At 50.1% G+C, this 23,481-nt stretch carries 20 protein-coding genes; 7 read left to right on the top strand and 13 right to left on the bottom strand.

What is annotated here, in order from left to right; genetic code table 11:
• Positions 1–249: 249 nt before the first annotated feature.
• Both B0I18_RS15430 and B0I18_RS15425 read right to left on the bottom strand, forming a co-directional pair.
• Positions 250–1,182, bottom strand: coding sequence for a bifunctional metallophosphatase/5'-nucleotidase (locus B0I18_RS15430; RefSeq protein WP_106523636.1), 933 nt, complete (start codon positions 1,180–1,182; stop codon positions 250–252).
• The gene (locus B0I18_RS15425) at positions 1,172–1,918 is read right to left on the bottom strand and encodes a 5'-nucleotidase C-terminal domain-containing protein (protein ID WP_106523635.1); all 747 of its coding nucleotides are present in this window, start codon (positions 1,916–1,918) and stop codon (positions 1,172–1,174) included. The genes B0I18_RS15430 and B0I18_RS15425 overlap by 11 nt, the downstream gene beginning before the upstream one ends.
• Positions 1,919–2,095: 177 nt before the next feature.
• On the opposite strand from B0I18_RS15425, the gene B0I18_RS15420 reads away from it, so the two are divergent.
• From B0I18_RS15420 to B0I18_RS15405, 3 genes are all read left to right on the top strand, one after another.
• On the top strand, positions 2,096–4,141 hold the full coding sequence (locus tag B0I18_RS15420; RefSeq protein WP_106523634.1) for a M13 family metallopeptidase: 2,046 nt from the start codon (positions 2,096–2,098) through the stop codon (positions 4,139–4,141).
• Between the two features lie 745 nt (positions 4,142–4,886).
• A complete protein-coding gene (locus B0I18_RS15410; RefSeq protein WP_106523632.1) occupies positions 4,887–5,348 on the top strand; it encodes a MarR family winged helix-turn-helix transcriptional regulator in 462 nt (153 codons plus the stop codon).
• A 114-nt stretch (positions 5,349–5,462) separates the two neighbouring features.
• Positions 5,463–6,278, top strand: a complete 816-nt coding sequence (locus tag B0I18_RS15405) for a universal stress protein (RefSeq protein WP_106523631.1) — start codon at positions 5,463–5,465, stop codon at positions 6,276–6,278.
• 75 nt (positions 6,279–6,353) lie between these two features.
• Here the strand turns inward: B0I18_RS15405 and B0I18_RS15400 are convergent, their stop codons facing one another.
• The 5 genes from B0I18_RS15400 to B0I18_RS15380 form a co-directional block, all read right to left on the bottom strand.
• A complete protein-coding gene (locus B0I18_RS15400; protein WP_106523630.1) occupies positions 6,354–7,115 on the bottom strand; it encodes an SDR family NAD(P)-dependent oxidoreductase in 762 nt (253 codons plus the stop codon).
• Between the two features lie 208 nt (positions 7,116–7,323).
• Positions 7,324–7,773 (bottom strand): helix-turn-helix domain-containing protein, encoded by a 450-nt coding sequence (locus B0I18_RS15395; RefSeq protein ID WP_106523629.1) that lies wholly within the window; start codon positions 7,771–7,773, stop codon positions 7,324–7,326.
• A 64-nt stretch (positions 7,774–7,837) separates the two neighbouring features.
• Complete coding sequence (locus B0I18_RS15390) at positions 7,838–8,401, bottom strand: HPP family protein (RefSeq protein ID WP_106523628.1); 564 nt, start codon at positions 8,399–8,401, stop codon at positions 7,838–7,840.
• Positions 8,402–8,530: 129 nt separating this feature from the next.
• Positions 8,531–9,106 carry a DUF4240 domain-containing protein gene (locus B0I18_RS15385; RefSeq protein ID WP_106523627.1) on the bottom strand — a complete coding sequence of 192 codons (576 nt, stop codon included), beginning with the start codon at positions 9,104–9,106 and terminating at the stop codon, positions 8,531–8,533.
• A gap of 38 nt (positions 9,107–9,144) precedes the next feature.
• Positions 9,145–10,260: a M42 family metallopeptidase gene (locus tag B0I18_RS15380; protein ID WP_106523626.1), complete on the bottom strand. Its 1,116-nt coding sequence runs from the start codon at positions 10,258–10,260 to the stop codon at positions 9,145–9,147.
• 227 nt (positions 10,261–10,487) lie between these two features.
• Here B0I18_RS15380 and B0I18_RS15375 point away from each other — a divergent pair, with 227 nt between their 5' ends.
• Positions 10,488–12,272 (top strand): glycoside hydrolase family 15 protein, encoded by a 1,785-nt coding sequence (locus B0I18_RS15375; protein ID WP_106523625.1) that lies wholly within the window; start codon positions 10,488–10,490, stop codon positions 12,270–12,272.
• On the opposite strand, the gene B0I18_RS15370 is transcribed toward B0I18_RS15375, so the two are convergent.
• The 4 genes from B0I18_RS15370 to nfi form a co-directional block, all read right to left on the bottom strand.
• On the bottom strand, positions 12,259–14,493 hold the full coding sequence (locus B0I18_RS15370) for a bifunctional alpha,alpha-trehalose-phosphate synthase (UDP-forming)/trehalose-phosphatase (protein ID WP_106523624.1): 2,235 nt from the start codon (positions 14,491–14,493) through the stop codon (positions 12,259–12,261). The genes B0I18_RS15375 and B0I18_RS15370 overlap by 14 nt on opposite strands.
• A 302-nt stretch (positions 14,494–14,795) precedes the next feature.
• Positions 14,796–16,004: an NAD(P)/FAD-dependent oxidoreductase gene (locus B0I18_RS15365; protein WP_106523623.1), complete on the bottom strand. Its 1,209-nt coding sequence runs from the start codon at positions 16,002–16,004 to the stop codon at positions 14,796–14,798.
• A gap of 36 nt (positions 16,005–16,040) precedes the next feature.
• On the bottom strand, positions 16,041–17,081 hold the full coding sequence (locus B0I18_RS15360) for a DNA topoisomerase IB (RefSeq protein ID WP_106523622.1): 1,041 nt from the start codon (positions 17,079–17,081) through the stop codon (positions 16,041–16,043).
• A 69-nt stretch (positions 17,082–17,150) separates the two neighbouring features.
• A complete protein-coding gene (nfi, locus tag B0I18_RS15355; RefSeq protein ID WP_106523621.1) occupies positions 17,151–17,867 on the bottom strand; it encodes a deoxyribonuclease V in 717 nt (238 codons plus the stop codon).
• 192 nt (positions 17,868–18,059) lie between these two features.
• On the opposite strand from nfi, the gene B0I18_RS15350 reads away from it, so the two are divergent.
• Both B0I18_RS15350 and B0I18_RS15345 read left to right on the top strand, forming a co-directional pair.
• Positions 18,060–19,100 carry a nucleoid-associated protein gene (locus B0I18_RS15350; protein WP_106523620.1) on the top strand — a complete coding sequence of 347 codons (1,041 nt, stop codon included), beginning with the start codon at positions 18,060–18,062 and terminating at the stop codon, positions 19,098–19,100.
• A 462-nt stretch (positions 19,101–19,562) separates the two neighbouring features.
• Positions 19,563–20,363 carry a S1/P1 nuclease gene (locus tag B0I18_RS15345; protein WP_106523619.1) on the top strand — a complete coding sequence of 267 codons (801 nt, stop codon included), beginning with the start codon at positions 19,563–19,565 and terminating at the stop codon, positions 20,361–20,363.
• Between the two features lie 11 nt (positions 20,364–20,374).
• Here B0I18_RS15345 and B0I18_RS15340 read toward each other — a convergent pair whose 3' ends face one another.
• Entirely contained in the window at positions 20,375–21,709 is a 1,335-nt protein-coding gene (locus B0I18_RS15340) for an APC family permease (RefSeq protein ID WP_106523618.1), read from the bottom strand.
• A gap of 180 nt (positions 21,710–21,889) precedes the next feature.
• On the opposite strand from B0I18_RS15340, the gene B0I18_RS15335 reads away from it, so the two are divergent.
• Positions 21,890–22,582, top strand: a complete 693-nt coding sequence (locus B0I18_RS15335; protein ID WP_106523617.1) for a hypothetical protein — start codon at positions 21,890–21,892, stop codon at positions 22,580–22,582.
• 17 nt (positions 22,583–22,599) lie between these two features.
• On the opposite strand, the gene B0I18_RS15330 is transcribed toward B0I18_RS15335, so the two are convergent.
• On the bottom strand, positions 22,600–23,280 hold the full coding sequence (locus B0I18_RS15330; protein WP_146146759.1) for a hypothetical protein: 681 nt from the start codon (positions 23,278–23,280) through the stop codon (positions 22,600–22,602).
• Between the last annotated feature and the right edge of the window lie 201 nt (positions 23,281–23,481).

Genomic DNA, 23,481 nt, shown 5'->3' with positions numbered 1-23,481 from the left:
TGTTTTCAAAAAATGTGAATGTCTCCGTTACTATCGCCGTCAAGCCCCCCTACGGATGGTGTTTGTATCAAAAAGTAATCCAAACAATCCGTGTCTAAAAAATCTCTTGTTAATTATTTTGTAATTACCTCACGAATGGAATATTCCGTCTTGCGCTCGCTGCAGTGTACTTCTGTGTTAAAAAAAATGTTGGTTTTTTCTCTCAACCAGAGCACGAAATTCTCAACATTTTGTTGAAAAAAAAAATTGTCAACCTATTGTTTGTTTCCTTAGAATTACAGTTTGGGCATTGGAGAGTTTTGCACTTTTTTTGCTGTCGAAAACGAAGTCCAGTTTGCCGAGCCGTATGCCGGCCCAACCCACCTGGTTAATGATAACTTCCTTGCCAGCCTTGTTTTTTATCAGTGTAGGCTTATCGAGGAAGGTGTGGGTATGACCGCCGATAATCAGGTCTATATGCTCGGTATTGGCGGCTAATACACAGTCACTTATTTTATCGCTTTTATATTCGTAGCCCAGGTGGGATAAACAGATGACCATATCACACTTTTTTTTGTTTTTGAGCATATCGCTCGTAGCAATCGCTATAGGCAAAGGATCCAGGAATTTTGTCTTGCCATAGGCGTCTTGCGGCACCAATCCGAGCAATTGAATTCCTAACCCGAATATACCAATTTTTATACCACCTTTCGTGAATATTTTATAAGGTTGTGTTTTATCTGCCAGCTCGGTATCGCGGAAGTCGTAATTGGCTACCAGGATCGGGAAACTGGCATGCGGCAGCTGTTTGGCAAAGCCCTCCACACCGGCGTCGAAGTCGTGGTTACCCATCGTCGCAGCGTCGTATTCCATCATACTCATAGCCTTTATTTCGGGTTCACCTTTATACAGGTTAAAGTAAGGCGTACCCTGGAATATATCGCCGGCATCGAGCAGCAGTACATGTTCTTCCTCGGTCCTGATCTGGCGGATCAGTTCGGCGCGCGCAGCCACGCCGCCCATGCCCTGGAATTTGGATCCGTCCATCGGGAAGGGATCGAGCCTGCTGTGTACATCATTAGTATGCAGGATCGTGATGCGGGTGGCGCCGGTAGCGGCAAATGCAGAAAAGGGAAAACCGCCTGCTGCCAGCAGTCCGCCGCCGATCATGCCCTGTTTGATAAAATTTCTCCTATTCTGCATAACTGATTCTTTTTTCAAGTTGCGGGTTGAGTTTGCGGCCCCGGGCCTGCAGATCCGTTACATACTCGATAAGCATGTCGCGGACAAAAATATTCAGAAAATGTTTTTTGCAATCTGCCAGGAAGGCACAATTGTCGCCACCGTTGGCAATATAATCCGACATGGCAGTAATATAGATCAGCTGGTCGTTCAGCGGTTTACCGTCTACCATAATGTCTACAGCCTTTTTATCTTTAATACGGAAAGTGATACCGCTTACCGGCCATCCGCCCCATGCGGCCATCAGGTCGCATAACTGGCGCATCACCTTACCCGGTACTTCTACAATAGTCAGTTTATTGTCAAAGGGCATCATTTCATATATTTTCCCTTTGGAAATAGCACCGGGACTCACATAGGGAATGCGTATGCCGCCGTAATTCATAATAGATACCTGTGTGGCCGGGTCCGTTTTACGGGCGATTGCCAGCTGGGCATCGGCCATAAAATTACCAAGGGTGCATTCGGGTTGCGCCTTGGACATAGGTACTTCGCTGTAACCGATTACCTGGTCCATGGCCTCATGCATTTTTACCCGGTAGGGCTCCAGCATTTTATCCATACTGCTGTCATGCGGCCGTGTAGAATCGATGGGGGTAAAGGACGTCTGGTAACTATCTATGAAGTGCTGTTGGGTTTTGCAGGCGGTAAAGCTCAGCGCCAGCAACAGAAGGAGCGCATAAAATCTGGATTGCATACAGCTGGTTTTCGAATGCGAAAGTACCACAGAATTACTTACCGCAGATTTTCAACGCGATTAATTAACAGCAAATTTTACCTCCGCAGGGGGGAGATGGTACTGCCCCTTTTCCATTATCTTTGACGCCATCATTTTAATATAAATGCCTGGTTTTATTCAAAAAAATATACCTCTATGAAATATTCCGGAATACTGGTCGGCAGCGCTTTGTCCTTACTGGCCTGGTCCTGTGGCAACAACACTTCCGAAGGCGGACAAAAAGGAACTGCCGCCGGTCCCGATATCCTCGCGGCTAACCTCGATACCACTGTCAACCCGGCGCAGGATTTCTTCGATTACGCCAATGGCGGCTGGATTAAAAGCAACCCGATCCCCGACGAACAGAAAAGCTGGGGCATTGCCTACCTGGTGCAGGAAGACCTGTACAACCGCTTAAAGACCATCAACGAACAGGCACTGAAACAAGCGGATAACGCTATCGCCAAAAAAATAGCGGCATTCTGGAGCAGCGGTATGGATACCGTTGCCCTGAAACAACAGGGGGTAGAACAATTGCAGCCCGAGATGCAGCTGATCGACAATATCAAGACGAAAGAAGATGTGTTGAACGTTATCGCCCAGCTGAACCGCAAAGGCTTTTCGCCGCTGTTTAACGGGTATGTGGCGCAGGACGATATGAACAGCGAAAAAATGGCCTTCAACCTGCACCAGGGCGGATTGGGACTGCCCAACCGCGACTATTATTTCAATACCGACGAACGTACCCGGAAAATACGGGAGGCTTACCCGGCGCATATCGAAACCATGCTGGGTCTGGCCGGTATTGCCGATGGCAAAAACAAAAGCGCGGCGATCTTCAAGCTGGAAACCAGCCTGGCCAAAGTAAGCCGGAAACTGGAAGACCTGCGCGACCCGTATAAGAACTATAATAAATATGCAGTATCCGGTTTGCAAAAACTGACTGCCGATATCGATTGGAAAAAATGGCTGACCGAAGCCGGGATCAATAACCTGGATACCGTGATTGTAGGACAGCCCGAGTTTTTTACAGCGATCAATAATGCATTGAAAACCGAAAGTATCGATACCTGGAAAGATTACCTCAAATGGCAGGTGATCCGTTCTACGGCGCCCTTCCTCAACCCGCAGCTGGAAGACGCCCGTTTCGATTTCTATGGAAAAACACTGAGTGGTGTGAAGAAGCAGAAGCCGCGCTGGAAAAGGGTTTTGGATGAAGAAGAAGATGCCATGGGCGAAGCGCTGGGCCAGTTATTCGTGAAAGAGTACTTTAACGAAAAAGCCAAGAAGCGCTATAATGATATGGTTGAAGATATCCGCGAGGCCCTGAAAGACAGGATCAAAAAACTGACCTGGATGAGCGAGCCCACGAAGGCTAAAGCGCTGGACAAACTGGCGAAGATGCGTAAAAAGGTAGGTTACCCGGATAAATGGAAGGATTTTTCTGCGATGAATATCAAAGCGCAGAGTTATGTGCGCAATGTGATCGCTGCAAGGGAATGGTGGTACAATTACGAGATCGCGAAGCTGGGCAAACCGGTAGACCGCGAGGAGTGGAGCATGACCCCGCAAACGTATAACGCTTATTACAATCCTTCTAACAACGAGATCGTATTGCCGGCTGGTATCTTTACCGTACCGGGTAAAAGGGACGAAGAGCTGGATGATGCCCTGGTATATGGTTATGCCGCTGCATCTACCATTGGTCACGAAATTACGCATGGTTTCGACGACCAGGGCGCACAGTACGATGCCGAAGGTAACCTGAAAAACTGGTGGACCAAAGACGATGAAAAGAACTTTAAAGCGCGTACGGAAGTTATGATCAACCAGTTCAATAAGTATATTGCTGTAGACGATCTGCACGTTAACGGTAAAGCCACGGTAGGGGAGAACATCGCCGACCTGGGTGGTGTACTGCTGGGTTGGGATGCCTTTGTAAAGAAAGAGCAGTATAAGAAAGGCGAAAAGATCGCGGGCCTCAACCCCGGGCAACGCTTCTTCCTGGGTTACTCGCTGGGTTGGTTGTACAATACCCGTAAGGAGTCGTTGGCACAGCAGATCCTGACGGATGTGCATTCGCCTGCCAAATACAGGGTTAACGGTCCGTTCTCCGATGTGGATGCCTTTTACGAGGTATTTAAAGTAAAACCCGGCGATGGTATGTATATCGCCGACAGCCTGCGTGTAAGGATTTGGTAGGGAGATTAAATGTTAGATATTAGATGTTAGGTATTAGATGTTAGAGAAAGTCGGGTGTCATCCTGAGCGCAGCGAAGGATCTCATCCATTAGCTGGCTTCTCCGGAGTGGCTGTATCAGAGTTGCGTTGTCATCCTGAGCGCAGCGAAGGAGCTCACCCATTAGCTGGCTTCTCCGGAGTAGCTGTAGTAGAGTTGCGTTGTCATCCTGAGCGTAGCGAAGGATCTCATCCATTAGCTGGCTTTACTATGGGTTAAGCCGGGTGTCATCCTGAGCACAGCGAAGGATCTTACTGAAGGGAGGTCGCACCTCGATAAGCGGCGGTACCTGAACCTATAAAAGCGCCGGTCATTCCAATTGGGGATGGCCGGCTTTTTTAGTATTAAGCGTTTAGCAATGCAGCCGCACCTGTGCCGCATGAGCTAACGCCGATAAGATGCTTCGCCAGGCTCAGCATGACAAAAGGCTAACCCCAGATGAAGCAACAGCAAATGCTGCCCCAGGCATGCTAAATGCACTTAACTTTAAAGGGATTAGCTGTCATCCTAAGCGTAGCGAAGGATCTCATTTTTTAGAATCAAGTATCAGGTATCAAGTGGCAAGAGGAAGCCTGTCATCCTGAGCACAGCGAAGGATCTCATCCCATAGCCGGCTTTGTTCAGGGTTAGCACACCCCCCACACCCTCACACCTCTCATCCAAAAATTAGTTTGATGCTTTACTATTAAGTTCCTAACTTTATTGTGTATGACGAAAGCAAGCCGATCGAAGCAGGAAATGACGACCGAGTTTACGCGGGAGATCACCAAAGTGAACCTGGCGCTGAAGCAATACCTGCAGGCCAAATTCCGCCTGCATGATATCGATCTTACCTTCGAAATGTTGCAGGTAATGGCCTGTCTCTGGAAACAGGATGGCATCAACCAGCAGGAGGTGTCTAACATTACCGTAAAGGATAAGGCCAGTATGACCTACCTGATCGATAACCTGACCGCACGTAAACTCGTATACCGCCTGGAAGATGAAAAGGACCGGCGCAACAAGCTGATCTTCCTGACAGAAAAAGGAAAAGATATGGAACAGCAGATCCAGCCCTGGATTACGGAAATGTACGCCGTGGTGAATAAAAACGTTACTGCCGACCAATTGGGCGTTTGTATCCGCGTACTGGGCAATATGAGCGAAAATTTACGGAAGGCGGCGGATTAAAAAATTTGCATAATTAGTTAAATACTTTACTGTTTGTTATTTAATAAATAGGATGGAAAGCCGGCGAAGGCTGGTTGATGTCCTTTTCTCCCGATAAACAAAACCAGTTTTTTTATGAATACAATATTGGTAACTACCGATTTCTCTGCATCTTCACGCAATACGCTGGCTTATGCCTGCGGCCTGTTCGGGAACGAAGCGTTTACGATCCTGCTGTTGCATGCCTATGCCATGCCGGTAACTTATACTACCGAGGGCGTAGCCCTGGCGGCTATGGGCGATGCTTTTATCAACGCGGAGGAACAACTGCAGGAGGAAAAGCAATGGGCGGTCGATAACTTTCCGGGTGTACAGGTCAGGACGAAAGCTGTAGTAGCCACCATGATGGATGCGCTCCGGGACGAGATCGAGGCCACAGCGCCACAACTTATCCTGATCGGCGCGCTCACGGATTACGACGACCTCTGGACCTGGGATAATGATCTGCTGAGCACCTTGCAGGACCTGGATGCCCCGGTGCTGGTAGTACCCGGGCATGTTACCTATCAACCGCTGAGGAATATCGGTTTTGCCTGCGATTACAAAAACCGTAATGCCGCGCAGATCCGTTTCATTAAATGGCTGGTGGAGTATACCGGTGCCAGGTTGCATGTGGTGCATATAACCCGCGGCAACCCGCACGACCCGAAAGCACGGCAGGAAAACGAGGCCCTGATGCAGGAGCTCTTACTGGAGGTTAACCCTGATTATCACAATATCGAGGACCCGCATGTGATCCCGGCCATATCCGGTTTTGCGAAAGACTATAACCTGGATCTGCTTATCGTGATCCCGCACCGTTACGGTATCTGGGACACCATTTTTAAACAGAGCCATACCCGCCGCCTGGCCCGGCTCAACTACCTGCCGATGCTTGCCTTGCACGATTAATCGAATGACCGGAATTAAAAACGCCTGCCTGTGTTGCAAAGACACAGGCAGGCGTTTTTGGTTTATCGCTAATGCTTACAGGAACATACCGCCGGATGCTTCTATACGCTGTGCATTAACCCAGGATAGTTCCGGGTTGCACAATGCGGCGATCAGTCCGCCGATATCGTCGGGTACACCCATACGGCCCAGCGCCGTTTGCGAGCCGATAAAGTCTTTCATACCGGGATTGTGCGTCATGGCCGGTTTGGTAAAATCGGTTTCGATAGCGCCCGGGGCCACTACATTAACCCGTATGCCCCTGCTGCCGAGTTCTTTGGCCTGGTATCGGGTCAGCGTTTCGATAGCGCCTTTCATAGCGGCATAAGCGCTGTAACCCGGTGTAGCAAAGCGGGCCAGGCCGGAACTGAGGTTAATGATACTACCGCCATCGGCGATCAACGGCAATAAGCGTTGGGTCAGGAAGAACACCCCTTTGAAATGGATATTCATCAGGCTGTCGAATTCGGTTTCGGAGGTATCGGCAAAGGCCTGGTGTAAACCGGTACCGGCGTTGTTGACGAGGAAGTCGAACGTGTCGCGTTGCCATTCTTCTTTTAACACGGTTGCGAGTTGTTGGGCAAAGGCTTCGAAACCCGCTGTATTACTGGTATCCAGCTGCAATGCGCTGGCTTTGGCGCCTTTGGCAGCGATGGCCTGTACGGTATCGTCCGCATCTTCTTTGCGGGTATGGTAGGTAAGGATTACATCGAGGCCTTTACCGGCCAGCGCCAGGGCGCTGTTCTTACCCAAACCACGGCTGCCGCCGGTTATAAGGGCTATTTTCTTTGTATGCATTGTTTATTTGTTTTTACGATACAAAGGTCCATAGCCCCGGTCAACCGGTCATGGTGATAGCTTCAGAATTTTCAGCATTACCATGGTGAGGCGTTCAGAATTAGGGAGAAAACAGGACTCTGCACGCTTGCACCCGGGCACAAAAGTTACCGGCCTGGTTACAGGTTATGGTCTATTCTCAGGAACAGGTCTTGTTGAAAAGAACGGGCTACTGGTGCGCTCTGGCATGCATATCCATAACGAAGAGCAGGGTAGTGCTCGGATCGCCGCCTTTGCCTTCGCGGAATTCGGTGGGGGTAAGCCCGGTGAGCTTTTTATAAAACTTCAGGAAGTTGGAAGGGTCGAACGTAAGCCTGCGGGCTACTTCCGAAGCCGATAAGGCAGTATGTGCCAGCAAATGATTGGCCTGTTGTATAATCTTGAGGTCGAAGTAATAACAGGGATGGCGGCCGGTAACCAGCTTTACGGTATTGCTGAGGTGAACCGGTGAGATAAAGAGTTTTTGCGCGATTTCGTTGATATGTAACATCTCTGTTTCGCGGCCTTCGAGCAGTTCCCCGATATGCTGATCAAGAAAAGCCAGGTAATCCCTGGTGATCTCCTCGTTGCGGTTGCCGGGAGCCTGGATGACGGTCTGTATGTCTTTAGGTATGCTCATCGGTCACAAAGATAGGAAAGTACCCTATTGCCCGGATTATGCCCGCATAAAGAAAAGGAATGGCTTACCACCATTTGCCATGGGCCGGGTAACGCCGGTTGCCCGGAATATTATTGACGATCCAGGCGATGAGCAACATAATGGCGACACCGCTGGCCACGGGCGACAAGGCATACAGGTAACCGAGATCGCGGATCTGGCTGCTGCCGATAATGGCCAGCAGGGAGGTAGCGCCGCCCGGTGGATGTATGGTACGGGTAACCTGCATCACTACGATGGCCAGGGCCACAGCCAGCGAACAGGCCAGCCATTGTAATTCGGGTTGCGGGATAAGGAAACGGATACTGATACCGACCAGTGCACTCAGGATATGACCGCCCACCAGGTTACGGGGTTGTGCCAGCGGGCTTTGCGTATGACCGTAGATTAATACGGCGGAGGCGCCGAAAGAGCCGACCAGGAAGAGGTTATCGCTGGCCGAAAGCCAGTACTGGTGGATCAGCCCGATGAGCCCGATACCGGTAAATGCACCTGTAAAGGACCAGAAAATATCTTTTTTATCTACGAGCGTTTCGCGGTACACGATGTAACGGGCAACGCGGAAGGTCCGTTTTATTTTTTGTCGCATAAGTAAACGGCTGCAATATTACTATGCCCGGCGCAGATGTAATGGTGTTTTTCGGGGATATTCGCAAAACCCCTTAAAAGAAACAGCCGCCTGGTTTGTAGCAGGCGGCTGTGTTCGTTGAAAAGATCATTAATCGTCTTCGCCGTTCTCTTCGGCTTCCTGCAGCTTGGCAGCGATCCGGTCTTCATCCCAGAATTTATCAAAAAGCCTGGGCAATATTTTGCGGTAGTCGGCTTTGCTTTCGGGCCATTGTTGTTTGATTTCTTTTTCCTCGGGGTGCTCGATCAGCTGGTAGAAGGCTTCGTCGTCGTCGCTACCGGTTTTTTCGAGGTAGGCGTTAACGGCTACAAACAGCATGAATTCCCCGCCCAGGTTCTGCGCCTGCTTTTTGCTCAGCATATCGGCGATATCGTCGGGGTTTTTAAGCGCTTTATAGAAATTGTCCTTACCCTGGCCAATGAGCCAGGCTCGGAAGTCTTCGTAGGTATCGTCCGAAATAAAACTACATACCAGGAAGGTGGCCGCCATGATCGGGAAGGAGGAGGCTTCTTCAATTTTTTCACGCAGTATATGTTCGAAATCGATAATGTCTTCCTTGTTGTAAGGAGTAAGCAATTCGGTAAGCGTTACGCACTGCGTCTCGAAGTTGATGTTGGTTTTGGCCCTGGCTTTATCGATCAGCTGCCAGAAAATATCTTGTGTCATTACGTTTGGTTTTACCCCGTGGGGTGGTAAAAAATAAATTACCGGATATACCGGAAATCCTGCCCGTTTTTGATGCTGAGCAAGGCATGATAGATTATATGGATCACATTGTCTACGTCTTCTTTATGGATCATTTCTACCGTAGTGTGCATATAACGCAGGGGCAGTGATATCAGTGCCGAAGGTACGCCACCGTTGGAATAGGCAAAGGCATCAGTATCGGTGCCGGTAGAACGCGAGCAGGCCTGGCGCTGGAAGGGGATATTGTTATCCTCTGCCGCTTTAATGATCAGCCGGTTCAGGTTGTTCTGCACCGCCGGGGCGTACGATACTACCGGACCGCGGCCGCAGGCCAGGTCGCCCTGGGTGATCTTATTGATCATCGGGGTAGAGGTATCGTGGGTAACGTCGGTTACGATGGCTACATTGGGTTTGATATGATCCGCAATCATTTCGGCGCCGCGCAGCCCGATCTCTTCCTGTACCGAGTTGACGATGTACAGGCCGAAAGGCAGTTTCTTTTTGTTTTCGTGTAAGAGGCGTGCTACTTCGGCGATCATGAACCCACCGGCACGGTTATCCAGCGCACGGCCTACATAATACCGGTCGTTCAGCACCATAAATTCATCCTCGTAGGTGATTACGCAACCTACGTGGATACCCATTGCTTCTACTTCTTCTTTAGAGGTGCATCCGCAATCCAGGAAAATATTCTTGAGGGTGGGCGACTGCTCTTTTTCCCCGCTGCGGGTATGGATAGCCGGCCAGCCAAACACCGCTTTCACGATGCCTTTATCGGTATGGATATTTACTCTTTTAGACGGGGCGATCTGGTGGTCGGAACCGCCGTTGCGGATCACGTAGATAAGCCCGTCGCTGGTGATATAATTAACGAACCAGGAAATTTCGTCGGCATGGGCCTCGATCACGACTTTGTACTCGGCTTCGGGGTTGATAATACCGACTGCGGTGCCATAGCTGTCGACGTAATGGGTATCGATATACGGTTTGATATAGTCCAGCCACAATTTCTGTCCTTCGGCCTCAAAACCGGTAGGGGCGGCATTATTGATGTATTTTTCAAAAAAAGCCAGTGATTTCTTATTGACCACCGGGATATGCTTCTGCTCTTTTTTCTGTTCTTTTTTTGCCATAGGTTTCTAAAGTTGAACTTAATAAGGAACGTATACCCTTGTTGTTTTGAACAAGATACCGTATTGCAGCAAATGTACAATCATCCGGTGATTTATACCGGGCCGCTTCCAAATTAAGCTGTTTTTAACGACCGGCGCCCGGCCTGTGCCCCGGCAATTTCTATTCGTGCCGAACCTTTTGGCCTCAAATTTTTTATAAAAGGGTATTCATCATAACCGATTCTGTAATGGCCAAAAAGAAACATGTTTATCATTCCGGTATTGTGGGTAATTGTTCTTTTATCGCACATATCGACACGAGCACTAATGTAAGCTGGCTTTGTATGCCCAGGTTCGACAGCAGCTTTATATTCGGAAGCCTGCTGGACCAGCAGCGCGGCGGCGAATTTTCGATCCTGCCCGACAGCACCTTTTCCACGAAGCAGTACTATATTGAAAATACCAATATCCTGTGTACGGAGATCGAAGGCAAGTCGGGCCGGTACCGCGTAACCGATTTCGCGCCCCGGTTCAGCTTGTACGAACGCTATTTCAAACCCCTGATGCTGATCCGCAAGATAGAACCGCTCAGCGGCAGCCCGCGGGTAAAGATCACCTGCAAACCTGTTACGGACTATGGAGAACGCCCACTGCAGGCTTTCCCGGCAAGCAACCACATCGACTTCTTCGGTGCGGACAGCCCTATACGGCTAACCACTAATTTTTCGATCAATCATATCCTCGACGAGCAGTTTGCCGTACTGAACGAAACGAAATACCTGGTACTGACTTACGGTACCCCGCTCGAAGCGCCGCTTTCCAATACCGTAGAGGATTTCCTGATGCGTACCAAGACCTACTGGCAGCAATGGATCAAGAAAACGAGTATCGGCAACCTCTACCAGGACCCGGTGATCCGTAGTGCGCTCGTATTAAAAATACACCAGTACGAAGATACCGGCGCCATTATTGCCGCGAGCACGACCAGCCTGCCCGAACATCCCGGCAGCGGCCGCAACTGGGACTACCGGTATTGCTGGCTGCGCGATGCCTACTATATTCTGCAGGCCTTTAACCATATCGGCCACTTCGAGGAAATGGAAGGCTATTTTAATTTTATCGCCAATATATCGGTAAAAGAAGAAGGGCGTTACCAGCCGTTATACAGCGTTACCGGCGAACGTTATCTGAAAGAACGCGAGATCGCGCTGAATGGTTACCTGGGCAATAAACCAGTACGCATCGGTAACCAGGCCAGCGAACATATCCAGAACGATGTATACGGCCAGGTGCTGATCTCTTTATTACCCCTGTATACCGATGAGCGTTTCGTGGTGGAAGAACGCTCCGACTCCTCGGCCTGGATCTCCTCGCTGCTGAAAAAGATAGAGATGGTGATCGACGAGCCCGATGCAGGACTATGGGAGTTCCGGGATATTGCCGGTTACTTCTGTTATACCTATCTCTTTCACTGGGCGGGTTGTAAAGCGGCGATAAAGATCGCGCAACGTATCCGGGATAAAAAGCTGGAACGCTGGGCGCAAAAGCTGGCGCAGAAAGCGGCCGACCGGATCGAGTCCTGCTACGATGCTGAACGTAAAGTGTACCAGCATGCGGTAGACTCGCCGTACCTGGATGCCAGCACGCTGCAGCTGATCATGATGGGTTACCTCGATCCGGCCTCGGCAAGGGCGCAGGACCATTTAAAAGTGGTAGAAGCCGCACTGGCAGCTCCCGGCGGCTTGTTTTACCGGTATAAACATGAAGATGATTTCGGCAAACCGCAATCGACTTTCCTGATCACGGCATTCTGGCATGTAGAGGCATTGGCCTGTGCAGGCAGGATCGATGAGGCAAGACAACGATTCGAACAATTGCTTACTTACACCAATCACCTGGGCCTCTTAAGCGAAGATGTAGATGCCGGCTCGGGCAGCCAGTGGGGCAACTTTCCCCAGGCCTACAGTCACGTAGGCCTGATGAATGCTGCTTACCGTATATCGAAGAAGATGGATATGCCTAATTTTTTATAAGCGAGGTCGTAATGCCCTCGTCCTCGTGGCGCCGGGAATCCCTGTCGATCAGCCTCCTGAGAAAAGACCGGACCTCTGCCGGGTTTTTCAGGTAATAGGTTGCCGAAGAGATACCGGCGCCCACTTTTATGGTGAAAGCGCCTTCTGGCATGGCTTTAAAGGTGTCTTCGTCGGTCTGGTCGTCGCCTATGGTTACGATAAAGTCGGCGGGGTATTGTTTCAGCCATTCTTTAGCTGCATTACCTTTATTGATATTGGCGCTTTTGATCTCGATCACTTTATTGCCTTCAAGCAATTGCAGGCCGAGGTCGGCGGCGGCGTATTTCAGGTTGTTGATCATTTCTTTGGCCCTTACTTCGCCCCATGCTTTATCTACCCGGCGGTAATGCCAGGCGAGCGAGTAGTCTTTCTCTTCCACAAACGAGCCCGGGGTGCGCATTTCAAACTGTTTCAGCAGGGGATAAAATTCATGTTTCCAGTCTTTGCTCAGGTCGTTGGCCAGCTCCCAGCTGCCGCCGTTTTTGCGGAACCAGGCGCCGTGTTCGGCAATGATATCTATAGGCAGGTAGCCGATCCATTGCTCCAGGGTTTCTTTTTTCCGGCCGCTGATCACCACGACCTTATTATGCTCGTCTTCGTAAAGATCTTTGAGCAGGTTGATCAGATCCTCGTCCGGAGCCACTTTCAGCGGATCGTCGTGGAAAGGCATCAGGGTGCCGTCGTAGTCCAGGAAGATCAGCCGTTGTGTTGCGCTGTCGTATTGGCTTTTTATATGTTGTTCAAATTGCGGGGTGATGATCCTTGTGCTCAATTGTTCCTGTTTGTGCTTTACTTCGTTCAGTTTTTCCATAAAGTTGCTTACCCAATGATGAATATTAAATCGTTCTACCGTTTGCTGCAGGGCTTCCATACGCCTGATCTGCTCTGCTTCGGGCATCAGGAGCGCCTCGCGGATGGCGGCGGCAACGGCTTGTTTATCGGTCGGATTGATCTGCAGCGCCTCATATAGTTCTTTGGATGCGCCGGCCATTTCGCTCAGGATCAGTACGCCGGTCTTATCGAGACGGCTGGCGATATATTCTTTGCAGACCAGGTTCATGCCATCGCGCACCGGGGTTACCAGCGCTATATCCGCCGAGGCGTACAGGGCGGATAACATTTCGATGGGGAAGGAGCGGTAAAAATAATGGATCGGTTGCCAGCTCAGGCTGCCGTATTTCGCATTGATCTCGGATACCAGCCGGTTAATCTCTTCCTTGAGCGTGGCATACTGTTTTACCGTATCGCGGGAAGGCACGACCAACTGCAGGAAGATGACCTGTTCGCGGAATTGCGGGTTATCCCTGAGAAAGAGTTCGAATGCCTCAAGCCGCTGGGGTATGCCTTTGCTATAGTCGAGCCTGTCGATGGCGATCATCAGTTTTTTATCGCCCATCAGCTGGTGCAGCTTATGCTCGTTTCTTTTGGTCTTACTATTGAGCACATTGTCGCGGTACTTTTCATAATCGATCCCCATCGGGAAGGCATCGACCACCACGGAGCGGTCGTCGAGCACGATCTCGTTGGCATTGGATTGCGTATTGGCGATCCGCATGGCCGCGCTCATAAAATGGCGTACATCGTCGAAGGTATGGAATCCGATAAGATCTGCGCCCATCAATCCTTTCAGCAATGCGTCGCGCCAGGGCAGCAGGCGGAATACCTCGTAAGAAGGGAAGGGGATATGCTGGAAAAAGCCGACGGTTACACCGGGGTTGGCGCGGCGCACCATTTCCGGTACCAGCATCAGCTGGTAGTCCTGGATCCAGATAATGTCGCCGGGTTCGGCAATATCGAGTACGGCGTCTGCAAATTTCTGGTTGACGGCCTGGTAATATTCCCAGTCTTCGGGATCGTAATTGGCATAACTGGGAAAGTAGTGGAATAAGGGCCAGAGTGTGTCGTTGGAGAAGCCGTCGTAGTAGTGCTCTATTTCTTCGGGCGATAACATGACGGGATAAAGGTGTTGTGCCCTGAAGTCGCGGGTAATGATCTGCCGGATGCGTTGGTCGGGTATAGAAGCGCCGGGCCAGCCGATCCATACATTGTTACCTTCTTTAAACATACTGCCCAGGCCCGTTGCTAATCCGCCTTCGCTCTGATGATAATTCCATTCCTCATCTTTGATCTCGACTCTTACGGGCAGGCGATTAGATACAATAATAGTCTTTCTATCTTTCATAATACTGGTTTTGCCGGTCTATTGGCTATGGTCCGTTTATAAACAAATTTGTGCCCGAAATGTTGGACGCTTTTCGTAATAGCCGGCCGAAAGCCTTGCCGATAGTGTATTCCAGCAAAGCGTTATGCTTGGCGTTTAATATATATGAAAGGTAAAAATGAAGTGGTAAGGTCGTGTTAAAACGGGCTTGTAACCAGTGGTTTAAAGCTTCAATAAATGTTAAATGACGAGCCTGTCCGGTAATTGTTCCCGGTTAAATTGTAGAGATGGTCATGGTGTTGACAATCAGGAAACCGGCAGCTTTACCTGCGTTCGAAGCCGAACACGGCGGCGCGATCATCGGTTTGGCCCAGCAAGTGTTTACAGATCAGTTGCGCGGCAATCATACTGAAGGTAATGCCATTACCACCGTAACCCAGGGCGAAATACATACGTTCCAGGCCGGGGTAGCAACCGATAAAAGGCAGGCCGTCTTTGGTGGAACTGAAGGTGCCGCACCAGGTCATTTCGCATTTTATGTCGATGCCGGGAAACAGTTGCCGGAAGGTCTTTAGCAGCCGGTTTGTTTTTCTTTTCAGCAACAGGTCCCGCAACTGCTCGTTGCGGAAGGGAATGTCTTCGCCACCCATCATAATGCGGTTATCGCCCGTGGTGCGCAGGTAGAAATAAGGTCTTGCCGTCTCCCAGATCAGGCTGGCTTCCGGCCATATCGCCGAAGGGGGCACCGGTTCCGTTACCAGGGCATAGGTACTGACGAGGTCCATTACTTTTTCGGGTAGAAAAGTGCCGGCTTCATAACCCGAGGCGATAACCAGGTTCCGGCATTTTATGATTTTGCCATTGCCGGTAAGCAGCTCATAACCATCGCGTGTGGCCTGGTGCCTGGTAACTTCCGTATAGGGAAACAGCTGCAGGCCGCCCTGCCCGTGGTGATAATGCAGTAAGCCGGTAGTAGCTTTATAAGTGTCTATCTGCGCAGCGGCATCGTTGTACAGCGCCCCGGGCCTGCTGATGCCGTAACGTTGTTGCAATGCTGTGGCGCCCAGGCCGGTTACCGGCAACCCGTAACGTTGCCGTATGGCCAGTTCTTCTTCGAGTTCCTGCAGGGCTTTATTATTGCTGGCAAGGTAGAGGCTCGATTTACGTTCGAAGTCAGCGTCCAGCCCGGTTTTCAAAAATACCTGCTCCACATCGCTGATCGCCTGCAGGCTGGCCTGGTAGGCGGTTACCGCGGTTGTTACCTGTAATTTTTTTACCAGTTCCGATAAGGGCACATCGATCTCGTATTGCAGCTGGGCCGTGCTTGCGGCGGTACTGCCGGTAGCAAGGGCCCTTTTATCAACGATAACGCAAGGCAGGCCATGGCTGCATAACTCGTGGGCCACCAGTGCGCCGGTGATACCGGAACCAATAATCACCGTATCGGTATTTATGGATTCCCGCAATTCGTGTATATGGTTGTACAGCGGGTTTTTGATCAGCCAGTAAGGGTAACCGGAATACAGGTCCATAGGCGCTTCTGAGTGGAAATGATGACTTGGTTTTGATTACTTGGTTTTCAGGAACCGGAGCAACAGCAGTTCGGTTTTCTGGTTATAATTTTTATCCTGTTTATAACGGAGCAGTTGTTGCAGCAGCGGATCGAGCTTGCCTGCGCTATAGGCCTGGAGCAGGCCCGGATGGATATAATACTTCCGGCATACGGCACGCGTATTGCCCAGCCTTGCGGCTACGCCATCGATAATGGTATTGATCCCGTTTTTACTCAGGGCGTTTTCTACGACCAGGGTATCGGCCATCAATTGCAATGCTACGATACAGCCCGCCCAGGTGCGAAAGTCCTTACAAGTGAACTCAGCGCCCATATTGGTTTTCAGGTAGTCGTTGATATCGGCCGAACCCAGCTGGTGCAACTCCTCATTATCGTCGTAGTATTGAAACAGCTCCTGCCCGGGCAGTTCTTTGACGTGTTGCAGCAGGCGGGCCAGCGAAGCATTTTTTAGTGCAATCTGTTGCGGTACACCTTTTTTGCCTTTAAATTTAAACAGCACACCACTGCCGGTTATCGCCACATGCCGGTTCTTAAGCGTGGTAAGACCGTAGGAGCCATATGCTTTTTCGTAAGCAGTATTGCCGGCGCGGATAAAGGTGGCATCCATCACGTTTAGCGCAATAGCGCTTACTTTCTCCCGTTGCAGGGTTCTCTTCCTGATATCCCTGCGGATACGGCGACGCAGCCCCGGCAGCTTTTTGCCGAAGGCGTACATATTATCGAACTTATTTTCGTTCCTGACTTTTGACCAGCGTGCATGATAGCGGTATTGTTTGCGACCGGCAACATCGAGGCCGGTAGCCTGTAAGTGGCCATTGGCAAAAGGGCAGATCCATACCGAAGTCCAGGCCGGGGGCAGTACCAGGCCGGTTATACGGTCCAGTTCTTCCTGGTCGGCAATGATCTTTCCTGTTGTGTCAAGATAAATGAAGCGTTTACCTTTTTTCTGCCTGCTATAGCCGCTTCTGCCGGCATATACATACCTCAGTTTTGCACTCCTGGCCAGTTCGCGGTAGCTTACCTGTATCTCTGTCATCTGTCAATCTTAGGGTTGTAGCTATAACAGGTGCAGGGCAATAAAAGTTGTATACAGGTAGATGAGGCCTCAGAAAAGGCTGCCAGAGCCGATTTCGTGGTACCCGGATTGTAACTGCCCGGTGCGGAACAGGTTCACGAATTCGTGGGCCTTACGGGTGGGCTCGGGCAGGCGATAGTTGCCGCAGCAATGTAACGCGATACGCAGGCTGTCGTCGAGGCTCATCCTGTTGCCGGGGGAAATAAACACGGGCAGCACTTTATTTTTGCTACGCAGGGCATAACCGATCGTTTCTTCCTTATCCATGATCGGGCTGTAATCGCCCTTTGCCGGTCCGGGTTCTTCATACTTTCCAAATAGTTTCTTTTTGGCGCAGCCCATGGTTGCCATTTGGGTAAGCGTACCAAAATGAGCGGCAATGCCCATCCGGCGCGGATGCGCGATGCCATGCCCGTCCAGCATGATCACATCGGGCCGTACCGGCATCTGTTCCAGGGCCTGCACCAATGCAGGCACCTCGCGGAAGGCCAGGTAACCCGGCACATAGGGAAATCGGGTAATGCTCTGCACCAGCGAACAGGCGACAGGCTGCAGGTCGCTGTAGCGCAGCAATACGAGACCCGCATAGATCACCTCGCTGAACCGGTTAAGCGATATGTCGGCGCCGGCAATGTACTGCGGCGGTTTGCTTAATGGGCTAAGATCGAGCTGGGCCCGGAGTTCTTTCTGGATCAGTGTGGCTTCCGGAACGGTAAGTGTATCGTAGGCGGCTGGCGTTGTAGACATACTAGGCGGCGTTTAAATGGTGCTGTAAATACCGGTTGACCGGGCCCGGCCTGTGTTTGCGACCGGTACTGCCGGCATCTGGAGGGAAACCGGGTTGCGTAATGCAAGTATAATTGAAATTGTACACAAATTTTTCCCAATTTTGCAGCCTCAAAAAGGGCCTCCGGGTCCGTAAATACTTTAGTAACGGTTATGATGGATTATACAGAAAGTTTGCTGGAGCGGGTAAGTGTGCACCATGTGGGCAATAAAACGAATGAAGAAGAGCTGGTGCTTTCCAAAAGCCTGCTGGATACGGATAAGACCCTGGACGCCTTATTGTCGCGTTTTTTCCTGACACCATTTGCCAACCCGGAATTTCACAGTTTTACGTTTTCCAACGGCGATTTTACCCTGAACCCGCTTTATATCTATGCTTCGAGGATCTTTGAAGATGCCGGTGTATTACAGGATACCGGTGCGGATATTGCCCGTCACCTGTACGAAATTTCGGTGCATCCGCAGATCAAACCCGGCGACCTGTTTATCGCCCATTTTTCCAATATCGTTATGGAAGGCCGTGCGGTAGAAGCATTGGGCATTTTTAAATCGGAGAACAAACAATCGTTCCTGAAACTGAATGCCGGTACGGGCAGTTTTGATCTGGATTATGAGGATGGTATCAATATCGACAAACTCGACAAAGGTTGCCTGATCTTCAATGCCGGGCAGGAAACGGGTTTTAAGGTATGTGTAATCGATAAGGCGAACAAGTCGGAGGCGCAATACTGGAAGGATAGTTTCCTGCAACTGAAGCCTTGTGCCGACGATTACCATCATACCAAGGACTTTTTGGATATTGCCAAAGAGTTCGTGACCAAACAGTTTGCGGAGGAGTTCGAGGTTACACGGGCCGACCAGATCGATCTGCTGAACCGTTCGGTAAACTATTTTAAGAACAATGAAACCTTCGATAAAGAAGAGTTTGTAACCGAAGTATTCCAGGATGAAAAAGTGATCGAGGCATTCAATAACTACGACGAATCGTACCGCGAGGAGCACCAGATCGAGCTTTCCGATCATTTCGATATCTCGGCGCAGGCCTTGAAAAAACAGGCGCGTGTATTTAAAAGCGTTTTAAAACTCGATAAGAATTTTCACATCTATATCCATGGCGACCGCGAGCTCATCGAACAGGGTGTAGACCAGGACGGCAGGAAGTACTACAAGATCTATTTCGAAGAAGAATCTTAGTAATTATAAATTTTGAATTTTGAATGAAGGGTTTTTGTAGTTATGAATTTCGAATTTTGAGTTTTGAATGAGGGGTTTTAGTAGTTATGAATTTTGAGTTTTGAATTTTGAATGAGGATCAAGAGGGAGTCTGTCATCCTGAGCATAGCGAAGGCTCTCTTTTTTAGTATCAGGTATCAAGTAGCAAGTATCAAGTATCAATAGGACGATTGTCATCCTGAGCGCAGCGAAGGATCTCTTTTTTTCAGTATCAGGTATCAAGTAGCAAGTATCAAGAGGGAGTCTGTCATCCTGAGCGCAGCGAAGGATCTCATCAGTTAGCTGGCTTTATTGGCGTGTAAAGCATCAAGTACCCAAAGGGAGCGTGTCATCCTGAGCGCAGCGAGGAATCTTATCCTTTGCCCGGGTGATACCTCATATCTAAAATCTCACATCTCATATCTCACATCTCATACCACAATTATGAAAAGAAACATCACTAAACTACTCCTCCTGTTCCTGTTGCTTGCGACAGCGCAAACGGGCTTTGGCTGGGGTGTAACCGGGCACAGGGTTGTGGCCGAGATCGCCCAGCGGCACTTATCGGGCAGGGCAAAGCGCGAGCTCCGGCAATTAATCGGCGATCAGCAACTGGCATTCTGGGTCAACTGGCCCGATTTTATCAAATCGGATACGACCGGCCGTTGGAAGGCCATGGGACAATGGCATTACGTGGATCTGCCCGGACAATTGAGCAAGGCAGATTTTGTACAGCAACTCAAAGAAAAGAAAGGGGAAAACCTGTATACCCAGATCAAAGCCATGGCTGCACAACTCGCGGATAAAAAACTGCCCCTGGAACAACGGCAGATCGCGTTGCGGTTCCTCATACACCTGGCAGGCGACCTGGGGCAGCCCCTGCACGTAGGCAGGAGTGATGACCAGGGCGGCAATAAGATAACCGTTTATTGGTTCGACAAAAAGACCAACCTGCATGCCTTATGGGACGAGGCCCTTATCGACTTCCAGCAATGGAGTTATACCGAATATGCAACCGTACTCGATGTTGCAGGTAAAGACCAGGTGGCTGCCTGGCAGCGTACACCGCTCGAGGATTGTTTTTATGAATCGCATGTGCTTTCCGATAAAATATATGCGCTTAGCCCGCCGGATGCGAAACTGAGCTATCGCTATAACTACCTGTTTGCCCAGGACCTTAACGACCAGTTGCTGAAAAGTGGTATCCGCCTTGCTGCGTTATTAAATGACGCTTTGGGCCGTTAAACACCCGGGCTTTACTTAAAAGGCCATTCTTTATTCAGCCTGGCTTTTACCAGGTAAACCACTGTTCCGGCAGCAATCACCACCAGGCCGGAGATAACCATATCCCGGCCGGTAGACAGCAATACACCGATCCAGAGCGCAATAGCGATATAGACAGGAACGGGGAAGAAGGGCATCTTATAGGGGAAATCGGATGCAGGCCGTTTACGGCGCAGGATCAGTAATCCGATGGCCTGGCTGATAAACTGGATAATGATCCGCATGGCCAGTATCGCACTGATGACCTGGGTAAGTTTGAACAGCAGGCTGAAGATAAAGGCCAGGGCGCCCAGGAACAATAAGGACACATAGGGAAAGTTTTTGGTAGGATGCAGGCGGGCAAACACTTTGAAAAAAGCACCGTCTGACGCCGCCGCGTAGGGAATACGGCTATACCCCAGGGTGGCGGAAAATACCGAAGCAAAGGCCACCCACAGGATCAGTACCGTAATGACCTTAGCGGCAGTACTGCCCATCAGTTGCTGCATAAATTCACTCAGCACATATTTGCTGTGCATGGCTTCCTGCCAGGGCACCACGCTCGCCACACTGATATTCATGGCCAGGTACAAGATCGCGATACCGGTAATGGAGATAAACATACTGCGGGGTATATTGCGTTCCGGGCGGGTAATTTCACCACCGAGATGGCATACATTGTAATAACCCAGGTAACTGTATACCGTTTTAACGCTGGCAAAACCGATTGCACATACAAAGGCATAATTGAATGTTAGCCCGTCGTTGATATGCCGCACGGGACTCAGGAAATTGCCATGGGCAATGCCGCCCCCGATAATCCAGAGCAGGGTGATGATCACCCCCGACCACAACAGGACGCTGATCTTACCGATGGCTTCAATTTTACGATACAGCAATACGACGATCAATACCACTACTGCGCCGCTCATCATTTTCTCCTGCCAGCCGTTTAAGGGTACCAGGTAGGTAAAGTAAGAGGCAAAGCCTATGGCTGCCGACGCAATTACCAGCGGCGCCTGGATCATGGTTTGCCATACGAACAGGAAACTCATAAACCGGCCGGCACCGTCTTTACCATAAGCCTCTTTCAGGAAATTGTAAGAGCCGCCTGCCCGTGGAAAAGCCGCTCCCAGCTCGCTCCAGATCATGGCATCTACAAACGAAAGCAGGGCGCCGGCCACCCAGGCATACAGGAAGTAAGCGCCGTTCATCATACCGATGACCATGGGCAGGGTAATAAAAGGACCGATACCCACCATGTCGATCATATTAATTGCGGTGGCCTGACCCAGTCCCAGTTTGCGTTCCATATTGTGTTCCGGCATATCGGTATTCCTGATTTATTATAGCGGCGGTAAAGATTGCAATTAATAACGGTTTATGCAATTGGTAATATTTATAGGCCTAAGGATGCTGGAGTAAGGGACGGGTATAGGCAAAATGCGCAGCAGGACTATGATTTAACAGGTAAAAACCTTAAGTTTGTAAGAACTGACCGATACTTGATGAGAAAATATATACTACCCGTTGCGGCGCTGAGCCTGCTTGCCACTATGAGCCTTACGGCCTGTAAAAAAGGAGATAACCAGAAACTCGATGGCGATAATAATCCCGTATCTGATTTTATGTCGACCAGGGCAGATTCCTGGTGGATGTATGGCTCCAACGAAGGTACGGTGACCATCAGGCGCGCTACCGGCAAAGATTCTACCATGCTGGGCCGTATTTATAATTATTACGAAACTACGGACACCACTTCCCAATACATCACCCCGGAGTACTTTGGCAAGAACCAGGACAAGTTCCTGATGCTGGTGGATATGGACCTGAACGGCAATAAGCAGAATTATATGAACGTGGTGGTGCAGAAAGAAAATCCGGCAGTAGGGGAGACCTGGTCGAACACCGGTTCGCTCAGTTATGGCGGCTTTCCCTTCGATCTCCTTACCGAAGGCGAGGTAAAATCTACCGGCGGTACAATGGTACTGAATGGTATTACCTATACGGATGTAACGGAGATTGAAAATGCCCTGAAGTTCAAACCCAAGCTGACCCCTATCTATGCAAAGGCGGGAAAAGCCCGGATGTGGTTTGCCAAAGGCATCGGTATTATCCGTTCTGATTTTGATATTTCGATTGGTTCGCTTTATTCGCGCAAATACAACGATTCCTTACTCAGTTATCATATCGAGCCTTAATCTTTACCGGTTAGCGCTCAGGCTGCGGGTTCTACCCGGATCCAGGTCATGCAGTCGAGTATGCGCTCCGGTATGGCATCGGCATCGGTGCTGATGACGCTTTGTTTATACAGCACCTGTTTATCCGAAAAGAAAACCTTCTCGACGGAGATTTCGTCTACCCGGTAGCCATAGGGTTGCAGCAGCGTATTGAAGTCGGTGCCGAGCGGAGATTGCTTCAGGAATAAAGCTACCTTGGCATAACTGCCGATGGTGGTATTGTCGCCAAACCGCTCCCGGTACTGTTGCGTAATACGTACGGCCAGGTCGCCCGTAGTGATCAGCCGCCCTATGCCTATGCCGTCCAGCCGTTTCAGGTCGAAATCTGTGGCAGCCACCGGCAATAATAATTTCAATTCGTTCAACTGTTCGTCGTAGGTAAGCGATTCGCGGAAGGTCACGCTGATCAGCACGCTGCTGTCGGCACGCGATTCCGACAGCATACAGGAAAATGCAGAAGTGTCGGTACCCCTTACCAGGAAATAACTGCGGGCCCTGGTCCGGTAGGAAGAGCCGGCCATTTCGTCGGTAATATCCCGGTAGCCGATCCGGGGTTGTTCGCTGTCGCGGTTGGGTGCTTCCTGTTTGTTTTTTCCTACACAGGCAAAACCTGTACAAAGGATCAGGATCAGCATGGCTTTGGTACTGTACTTCATCATTTGCTGCTGTTATTGGCCGGGAAACCTGTTTTCATGCATACCGCGTTATTGCTATTCCTGTTAAGGCAAAAAAGCAACCCGCAGCTAAGGCATGGGCCCCGCCGTATACCGCGTTTAACGATCTTGAAAGGGGAAGCATGCTTCCCGGATAAAATCCCTGGTTGCGGACGGCGAACAGGCCTGGTTGTGCTGTGCAAAGAT

The organism is Taibaiella chishuiensis (genome assembly GCF_003014535.1).
Taxonomy (GTDB): domain Bacteria; phylum Bacteroidota; class Bacteroidia; order Chitinophagales; family Chitinophagaceae; genus Taibaiella; species Taibaiella chishuiensis.
This window is presented reverse-complemented; position numbering and strand designations above follow the sequence as displayed.

Excerpts from the sequence above, each read along its gene's own strand:
- B0I18_RS15430 (WP_106523636.1), bottom strand. The coding sequence starts at position 1,182 with ATGCAGAATAGGAGAAATTTTATCAAACAGGGCATGATCGGCGGCGGA.
- B0I18_RS15425 (WP_106523635.1), bottom strand. The coding sequence starts at position 1,918 with ATGCAATCCAGATTTTATGCGCTCCTTCTGTTGCTGGCGCTGAGCTTT.
- B0I18_RS15420 (WP_106523634.1), top strand. The coding sequence starts at position 2,096 with ATGAAATATTCCGGAATACTGGTCGGCAGCGCTTTGTCCTTACTGGCC.
- B0I18_RS15410 (WP_106523632.1), top strand. The coding sequence starts at position 4,887 with ATGACGAAAGCAAGCCGATCGAAGCAGGAAATGACGACCGAGTTTACG.
- B0I18_RS15405 (WP_106523631.1), top strand. The coding sequence starts at position 5,463 with ATGAATACAATATTGGTAACTACCGATTTCTCTGCATCTTCACGCAAT.
- B0I18_RS15400 (WP_106523630.1), bottom strand. The coding sequence starts at position 7,115 with ATGCATACAAAGAAAATAGCCCTTATAACCGGCGGCAGCCGTGGTTTG.
- B0I18_RS15395 (WP_106523629.1), bottom strand. The coding sequence starts at position 7,773 with ATGAGCATACCTAAAGACATACAGACCGTCATCCAGGCTCCCGGCAAC.
- B0I18_RS15390 (WP_106523628.1), bottom strand. The coding sequence starts at position 8,401 with ATGCGACAAAAAATAAAACGGACCTTCCGCGTTGCCCGTTACATCGTG.
- B0I18_RS15385 (WP_106523627.1), bottom strand. The coding sequence starts at position 9,106 with ATGACACAAGATATTTTCTGGCAGCTGATCGATAAAGCCAGGGCCAAA.
- B0I18_RS15380 (WP_106523626.1), bottom strand. The coding sequence starts at position 10,260 with ATGGCAAAAAAAGAACAGAAAAAAGAGCAGAAGCATATCCCGGTGGTC.
- B0I18_RS15375 (WP_106523625.1), top strand. The coding sequence starts at position 10,488 with ATGGCCAAAAAGAAACATGTTTATCATTCCGGTATTGTGGGTAATTGT.
- B0I18_RS15370 (WP_106523624.1), bottom strand. The coding sequence starts at position 14,493 with ATGAAAGATAGAAAGACTATTATTGTATCTAATCGCCTGCCCGTAAGA.
- B0I18_RS15365 (WP_106523623.1), bottom strand. The coding sequence starts at position 16,004 with ATGGACCTGTATTCCGGTTACCCTTACTGGCTGATCAAAAACCCGCTG.
- B0I18_RS15360 (WP_106523622.1), bottom strand. The coding sequence starts at position 17,081 with ATGACAGAGATACAGGTAAGCTACCGCGAACTGGCCAGGAGTGCAAAA.
- nfi (WP_106523621.1), bottom strand. The coding sequence starts at position 17,867 with ATGTCTACAACGCCAGCCGCCTACGATACACTTACCGTTCCGGAAGCC.
- B0I18_RS15350 (WP_106523620.1), top strand. The coding sequence starts at position 18,060 with ATGATGGATTATACAGAAAGTTTGCTGGAGCGGGTAAGTGTGCACCAT.
- B0I18_RS15345 (WP_106523619.1), top strand. The coding sequence starts at position 19,563 with ATGAAAAGAAACATCACTAAACTACTCCTCCTGTTCCTGTTGCTTGCG.
- B0I18_RS15340 (WP_106523618.1), bottom strand. The coding sequence starts at position 21,709 with ATGCCGGAACACAATATGGAACGCAAACTGGGACTGGGTCAGGCCACC.
- B0I18_RS15335 (WP_106523617.1), top strand. The coding sequence starts at position 21,890 with ATGAGAAAATATATACTACCCGTTGCGGCGCTGAGCCTGCTTGCCACT.
- B0I18_RS15330 (WP_146146759.1), bottom strand. The coding sequence starts at position 23,280 with ATGATGAAGTACAGTACCAAAGCCATGCTGATCCTGATCCTTTGTACA.